This window comes from Microcystis sp. M165S2 (assembly GCF_020245885.1).
Lineage (GTDB): Bacteria > Cyanobacteriota > Cyanobacteriia > Cyanobacteriales > Microcystaceae > Microcystis.
Genome location: NZ_JADBTZ010000326.1, coordinates 1 through 7397 on the forward strand (window position 1 = coordinate 1; position 7397 = coordinate 7397).

Genomic DNA, 7397 nt, shown 5'->3' on the forward strand with positions numbered 1-7397 from the left:
ATTGTCTATCTTTTGGTATTAACCTATTTGTGCCTTAAGTGTCTCCCTGTATAGATTTCAGCTACTTTTAGGCGTAGGCACTCTCATCGAATTTTATTTTAAGTTAATTATTTGCATAACAATTACCGAAGAGCCGAATTGGAAGTATAACAGTAGCTGTTTGAAGCTGTGTTGCCCATCTATCTAAATTTTTAATAAAAGAATTTAGTTCTTTTACTATTTGTTCAGTTTGTTGTGTGTCCATAATTTATAAGAAAAAGCTTGTTTAGGTTTGGAGCAAATTATATAAAGGATAATGTCTGAAAAGTTTATAGCGGTATCTGCGCCGGTGAGGGACAAACAAAATGGCTGAAACCCTTACCCAGCAAGAATTTTGGTTTTCTCGTAACTCTGAATACCGCTATAGCCTGACGGCTGAAAGCTTTATTCTCGCGTTGAGTCTGACCCTTCTCAAACATCATCTTAGCTTATTAGCTCAGTGAGATCGCCGATTTTATTAGCGAGAAAAAGGTAATGTTGCATTTTATCACCTCAATCCAAACTACAGATCAGCGATCAAGAAATATTCTGGATAGGGCTATTTCAATAACTCGATTTCCCCTGGTCGCCAAGTCTTGTCAAACCAAGGCTCAAGCGGGCCATAAAGCCGAAGAATCGTGTTCCAACCCGTGCCAGGAATCGTCTGTACCCAATTATTCTCCTTGCCAGCAGGCGGTTTCGGCCCGAAATAGATATCCACAGAACCATCAGCATTAACCAAAAGCCCCTTAGTCTGACTACCGACACTGGGAAACTGTTGATCCGTCTGAATCTGCGATCGCGTTTGGTTGCTGTAAAGAATAACTGACCAAAAATCTTTAACGGGAATATTGGGCGGTAAATGGAGGCGATAACTCTTGTCACCATCAAGGAGATTCCCCTTAGCATCACGGGCTGTCCAAGCATATTGAGAACCCAGTCCGACCATTTTTTCTTCCATTGCGGGAGTAACCCCCGTCGCCATGAAATAGTAGTAGATATAAGCATCCATGTTCAGCACATCAGGCTGGGTTTGGAACTTATAGCCACCGATGAAGGGTAACTGCCAAGCACTGTTCGGATAGTAATAAGCCTCCTTCTGTCGATTATGAAAAGCGATCGCCCGTGCTGTTGCATCCCCCACCGCCGCCGCTTCTGTCAAGATTTTTTTCATGCGTTCATCGGGTTTGAATGGCTTACCTTTTTGAATACCGATAGAGGCATAATAACCCAGTCGAATTTGATCGAGGGATTCACTCGGCTCTTCCTGTACCACTTGATTGAGCAGTTCCCAGAACCGATAATCTGCGGGTGCAACAGTATTAAACGGCTTACCCGACATATTCACAAAATTTAAAGCGGGGGGATTGTTCGCACTGTTTAAAGGATAAATTTTCGTGTTCTTTGTCACCAACTCAACCCCAGGTTTCGGATCGCCCTTAACCAAAAAACTGCGCCAGGGAATCCAAATATTAAAAGTCGGTGATTTCACCACATTATAACCCGATGGAATTTCTCCTTTGTAGCCTGGAGGTAAAAAGAGGTACTTTCCGCCTTCGCCTTTATCGGGGCCAGTAATGCCCACATCAATTACCCAGCGAAACCAAATATCATTAACAGTTCCTAATACTTTCGGAGGGACTTCTAAAACCAACGGCCCCTGAGTGAGATCAAGCCACGTCCAATTGTATTCGTTTATTCTTGATTAGTATTCTAAAATACGGACATTTCCCATTTACTGATAAATCTTTATCATCATTCCCTTTCCTGAATTTAATTATTTCAAATTGGTCGGGATTGAATTTATGTAAAAATGTTATTGGTACACCCATAACCCCCTTGAAGTCTAAGGGAATGTCTTGGGTTTTATTTACATTAATTCCATCATAATTGTCATATTTTGGATATTCAGCTTCATTGCCAAAATATCTTTTTGTGAGAGCCATATCTTCATGTCGTTTTGATATGTCTAAGTTTGTTAACCATAAACAATTATTTGGAGAAACTATTCTATTTCCAGAATTGTCAATACGAGCCTCTGTTCCATAAAGTTCATATTGTTCGGGAACAATGAAACCAGAAACACCTCTACCAAGATTTATTCCTAACCATGCTTTGTTTTCTTTAATTAGTTTGAAAATTTCTTTATAGGTTATTGCATTAATATTGCCAATTATCAAAAACTTTTTGTCGTATTTAACTAATTGAGCTACATATTCTCTGAATAATGAAAATGGGGGATTAGTAACAACAATATCGGACTTTTTTAATAGTTCAATACTTTCAAAACTACGAAAATCCCCATCCCCATTAAAGTAAACAATGTCAGTTGAACTAGGTTTATTTTTTTCTCTCTCTGTACCTGTATATTCAAAGAAAAAACCCTTTTCATCTTCTTCTCTATTAAATAAATCTCTCCCTTGTTCTCGATAACAAGATGTTATTATTTTTTTTAGACCTAATTTTTGGAAGTTTGAGGCAAAATACTTAAAAAAGTTACTAATTCGGGGGTCATCGCAATTGCAATAAACTACTTTATTTTCAAAATGACTTTTATAATATTGCAACTCACTTTCTATATCTGAAAGTTGTGTATAAAACTCGTCACTTTTTGATTTTTTAGCATTTTGCAATATTTTATTTGTTGCATTTCTTGCCATTTTCAATCTTTTTTGATTTAATAAATCTTTTGTTTTTAGTTATTTACTTTTGGTTATCTGATTAAATATTTCACTGCCTAATACTTGAAGAGAGGTTTTAGAAATTTCAAGCATAATATCAAACATTTTTTTGATAAGTAGGGAGGCACAATTATTTGTAGGACGGGTTAGCGGTAACGTAACATGATCGGGGGTTGGGTTTCATGCTTCTAACTTCACAGCTGCCATCAATGTGCATGGTGCGTTCCCAAAAAGCGAGCGCTTTGTAGCAGGACTTGCATTAGGGAACGCACCCTACAGCGATAGCGATCTGCATTTGAATTGTTAGGCACTATGCTAGTTGATGTAAACTTTCTTAATCTCATAAACAAACTCTGGCTTGTTAGCGTATTGCAAAGCCCTATCCCATAGTGGGTTTGTACGGTCGTTAAGATTATTTGCAAGAGCCTTTATTTCTGGTGGTGCGTCCTTCCGGAAAAAGTCTTTGTTGCTTCGATTTTTATCGTAGCTTATCCCTGTTATCTTGAATTTCCGTGGTGTTATGTTCTTTGATTTTTGCTGTTCAATGTCCTTATGTGCGGTTTCCCACGTTATAGCTCGTACCATTAAGTAATATCTGCCTTCATCAAATTTGCCATTAATGGTGTACACAGATTTTGATGGATACTGAGGTTTTATCTTTCTCTTATACAAGCCACCTACGACGAATCTGAAATGTAGATTATCCGAGGACATCTCATAACGTCGGCAATCGACAATATCTACCCAATGCTCTTTTGCTTGAGCGAGATGCTTTTTCACAAAGAGAACTGCAAAGGACTCTTCGGTCTTTGCGTATTCAAGGTATTTTTTAAGTAGCTTGTCGTCCATATAACAGTCCTCAGAGTAACGATATGTGGAAACTTTCGGCATATTCCCCCATTTTACTGCAATCGCCGGAACTTTTCCCCATATCATACCCAAGAGCGTATTAGTCAGATTAAACAACCTCTTTTAAGTAGATTCCTAACAACAAGCTGAAATAAAATAGACTTTTCGGGAAGTCTAGCACTAAGTCTTCAATCCACCCGACAATTAACTAATTTTCAGGGCAAAAGTGTCCTATTTATTGGTGTACTTGCAGATGAAGGACATAATGACCTAAAATCAGCTTATCTGACCATAATTCGTACTCTAGACGCAAATATTCGGGGAGATTATTCCCCTCTAATTGGAGACTACGGGTATAGTTGCGGACGCGAAAAGCGTCACCCGGTTGAGAACTTTCGGCATTTAACCAGTAGCGACTGACACCAAAAACCCCTTGTTCCCAAAAATGACGATAGGAAAATCTTCCCTGGCCTTGCATGGTCATAATTACCCGATTGGCCGAAATTTCTAGCCAAATTAATTTATTTTGCTTATTTTCGGGTTTAAGTGTCTCTATTTCTGGGAGAGCGACCAGTGGTTGATTGAGGAGAAGATGAAACCGGTGGCGATCCTTTTGGTAGAGGGTAGCGGCAGTCTCTAAAGTGGAGAGGATGGGTAGATCTGTCGAGAGCAGACATAGGGAGACGGGACGGCGGTGATGGGCAAGCATAGACTAGACTTAATGGTGTCCTTATCTCCACAATAGTTGATTCTCCGCCTACCGCTACCGGCACCGGAAATTTTTTTAGAAAAAATCCAGAAAGCACTTGCATTATTGAGGGACTTATGATTATAATTATTAATTGTGAGTAACTTTCCTCGGTAGCTCAGTGGTAGAGCGGTCGGCTGTTAACCGATTGGTCGTAGGTTCGAATCCCACCCGGGGAGTTAATCGAAAATAGCAGCAGCAATACTTTCTTGTTGCTGCTTTTTGATCTCACTAGAGAATTTCAGCGATCGCATTTTCTGGACCGACTAAAGAAATGTAAGGATTTTGAAAATATTTACTGGCTACCGATCGCGCTTGTTCAGGAGTAATCCGATTAATAGAATCCAGGAAAGTGCGATCGAATTCAATCCCCAAACCTAAGCTTTCATACCAACCGTATAATTGAGCGATTTCGGCGTTAGTTTGTTTACCGAGAGCATATTGACCCAATAACTTATTTTTAGCTGACTGTAACTCCTCCTCACTCAAAGTTACTTTATATAACCTTTCTGCTTCCTGACGCAATCCCGACACGGCGATCGCTGTATTTTGAGGTGCAGTACCCATATAAATGACAAATTGGGAAGAATCGAGACGGGTGGGATAAAAAGAGGAAACATCGTAAGCTAATCCCCGTTTTTCTCGCAATTCCACGAATAAACGACTAGATAACCCATTCCCCAGATAGGTACTCAATAATTTTAAAACGGGATAATCATCCTCTTGTACAGAAGACCCGGGGTATCCTAACATAACGATCGCCTGTTGACTAGCTTGGACGGTAGTTAAACAGGTAGGCTGAAAATCAAAAGCGGCCGGGGGTAAACTAGATAAAGGAAGATCGGGAATTGACCAACTGCCAAAAATTTCCGTCACTGCTTTTACCGCTTCCTCTAGGGTAATACGACCGGAAAGACTAATCACCAAGTTATCGGGACGGAAAAAGCGACTATGATAGGCCTGCATATCCTCCCGTTGCAATTGAGAAACCGTTGCCTCCGTACCCAATAAAGACATACCATAGGGATGATCGGGGTACATAGCTGCGCGTAATTGATTAAAAGCGACGTTAAAAGGCTGTTCCAATTGAGAGCGAATGCTTTGACGGGTGATATTTTTCTCTAATTCGATTTCTGGGGGTGGAAAACTGGGAAAACGAATAATTTCTGCCGCTAGACGCAATATATCTAAAAAATCCTTGGTAACAGTCTTTAAACTAACCACAAAATAATCAGTCCCCGTGTCCGCGCTTAAACCGGCCCCCGTGGACTCAACGCGATCGGCAATTTCTAGGGAAGATAACTTTTCTGTACCTTTGGTGAGCAGCACTGCTAAAAGACGAAATAAACCCGCTTTTTCGGTTTTTTCCCAACGAGTACCCGCATTTTTGAGGAAAATCCTCCCAGCAACCAACTCCACGGCCGTATTTTCCATCACTAAAAGGGTGATGCCATTTTCTAAGATTAAGCGGTGAATGGGAGAAGCGGACATCGTTTATTCACAGGGTTGCATTACTGTAATAGCATATCGCTCCGGGGAGAGATACTGACGAGCGAGACGCTGTAGATCTGACGGTTGCAAACTTTGGATAACTTGGGGATAGATCGTTGCTAGGTCGGCAGCTCTCAGGGTTTGATAATATCCATAGAGTCCCGCTAATTGGGCCGGGGTTTCTGTGGAGAAAATATAATCGTTAGTTAATAACTGTTGAGTGCGGTGTAATTCTTCGGGGGTGACGGGATCATCGTGCAGATGTTGGATATGTTCACAGATAATAGCTTCAATTGCGGCGGTTTGTGAGCTAGATAGGCAAGCACCGATGGTAAAGAGACTGGAATCTCGTTGCAGGGAAAAATTACTGTTAATATCGAGGACGATTTGCGCTTCTTCCCGCAGCTGTCGCACTAACCGCGAACAGCGTCCCCCGGCAAGAATTACAGAAATCAAGTCTAATCCAAAGGCATCTTCTAGGCGCTCGCATCCTGGTCCCATCCATCCCATCAAGAGACGAGAATGTTCTAGGTGGGGTAAATATACTTGGGAACGACGAATTTCGATCAGGGGGGGTTCGGCAGCCACTAGATGGGGAGGGGATTCCGAGGGGACGGGAAATTCCCGAAAAGATTGCCGGATAATTTCTAAAGCTGGTTGGGGTTCAATTCCCCCGATAATCGCCACACACATATTTTCCGGTTGATAATAGGTGCGATGGAAACAGCGCATTTGATTGGGGGTTAATTGCTCTAAACAGGGTTGATCGCCTAGAATAGAGCGTCCGTAGGGATGGTTTTGATAGATACTTCCGCAGAGGGTTTGGTAGGCAATCCAATCGGGATCATCATAACAGGCCCGTAATTCTTCTAAAACTACATCTTTTTCCCGATAGAATTCTTCGTCGTCAATCTCAGCATGGAGGAGAATTTCTGCCAGATGGGGTAAGGTATGTTCAATTTGATCCACACTGCTGGTGAGATAGAAGTGTGCATAATCGTGACTGGTGGCAGCGTTGGTCATTCCGCCACAATTTTCGATTAAATAGTCAAAGAGTCCGGGGGGAAGTTTTTTCGTCCCCTTAAAGATCATGTGTTCGAGAAAATGGGCCATACCTAACCATAGATCGGGTTCAGCGATCGCACCTGCTTTCACCCACACATCCACCACCACCACAGGAGTCACGGGTAAATACTGATGAATTACGGTTAAGCCGTGATCTAATTGCCATACCTGAGCGGGAAAAGAACTCGTTTGACACTGTGCTATCGACTTGATCAATGTCCGTTAACCAGATTTTTTGTTAAATTCTATACATAGATTATCTTATCTCTTGCCTGCTCAACCATTAAAAAATTTTGTCATGATTTCTAGACAATTCCCCCAAATATCAGCCTTATCGGTGATCAGTGATCAGTTATCAGATGTGAGTTTTCGGTTCACTGATTACTGATTACTGTTTACCGCTCCCTAATTAGGGTTTGCTGGATAAATCTAAAAACATTGTTCGATAAGACTTTTAGACTTTTTGTCAATCAAAAAGTGCCAGCGATTGGAGTGATTGGGGGGAAAATTCCGGGACTTTTTCCCTGAAAATTAGGTAATTGACC

7 protein-coding genes, 1 tRNA gene and 1 pseudogene are annotated in these 7397 nt (G+C 41.2%); 2 read left to right on the forward strand and 7 right to left on the reverse strand.

Translation table 11 applies throughout. The features are described from left to right. Positions 1 to 344 precede the first annotated feature (344 nt). Positions 345 to 482, forward strand: a complete 138-nt coding sequence (locus IM479_RS16155) for a hypothetical protein (RefSeq protein WP_287686594.1) — start codon at positions 345 to 347, stop codon at positions 480 to 482. Between the two features lie 95 nt (positions 483 to 577). Here the strand turns inward: IM479_RS16155 and IM479_RS16160 are convergent, their stop codons facing one another. The 5 genes and pseudogenes from IM479_RS16160 to IM479_RS16180 all read right to left on the reverse strand — a co-directional run bounded on the left by IM479_RS16160 (position 578) and on the right by IM479_RS16180 (position 4257). Continuing rightward, positions 578 to 1360: a DUF1214 domain-containing protein gene (locus tag IM479_RS16160; RefSeq protein ID WP_353737578.1), complete on the reverse strand. Its 783-nt coding sequence runs from the start codon at positions 1358 to 1360 to the stop codon at positions 578 to 580. 102 nt (positions 1361 to 1462) lie between these two features. After that, positions 1463 to 1672, reverse strand: a pseudogene (locus IM479_RS22755) (DUF1254 domain-containing protein); the annotation flags it as partial. Between the two features lie 16 nt (positions 1673 to 1688). After that, positions 1689 to 2678, reverse strand: coding sequence for an adenine-specific methyltransferase EcoRI family protein (locus IM479_RS16165; protein ID WP_287686597.1), 990 nt, complete (start codon positions 2676 to 2678; stop codon positions 1689 to 1691). 336 nt (positions 2679 to 3014) lie between these two features. Then, the gene (locus tag IM479_RS16175) at positions 3015 to 3548 is read right to left on the reverse strand and encodes a hypothetical protein (protein ID WP_024971244.1); all 534 of its coding nucleotides are present in this window, start codon (positions 3546 to 3548) and stop codon (positions 3015 to 3017) included. Positions 3549 to 3783: 235 nt separating this feature from the next. After that, a complete protein-coding gene (locus IM479_RS16180; RefSeq protein ID WP_287686600.1) occupies positions 3784 to 4257 on the reverse strand; it encodes a hypothetical protein in 474 nt (157 codons plus the stop codon). A 146-nt stretch (positions 4258 to 4403) separates the two neighbouring features. Here IM479_RS16180 and IM479_RS16185 point away from each other — a divergent pair. Then, positions 4404 to 4475 (forward strand) — tRNA-Asn (locus IM479_RS16185). A 52-nt stretch (positions 4476 to 4527) separates the two neighbouring features. Here the strand turns inward: IM479_RS16185 and IM479_RS16190 are convergent. Next, positions 4528 to 5787, reverse strand: coding sequence for a M16 family metallopeptidase (locus IM479_RS16190; protein ID WP_287686601.1), 1260 nt, complete (start codon positions 5785 to 5787; stop codon positions 4528 to 4530). 3 nt (positions 5788 to 5790) lie between these two features. Continuing rightward, positions 5791 to 7068: a M16 family metallopeptidase gene (locus tag IM479_RS16195; protein WP_287686603.1), complete on the reverse strand. Its 1278-nt coding sequence runs from the start codon at positions 7066 to 7068 to the stop codon at positions 5791 to 5793. Between the last annotated feature and the right edge of the window lie 329 nt (positions 7069 to 7397).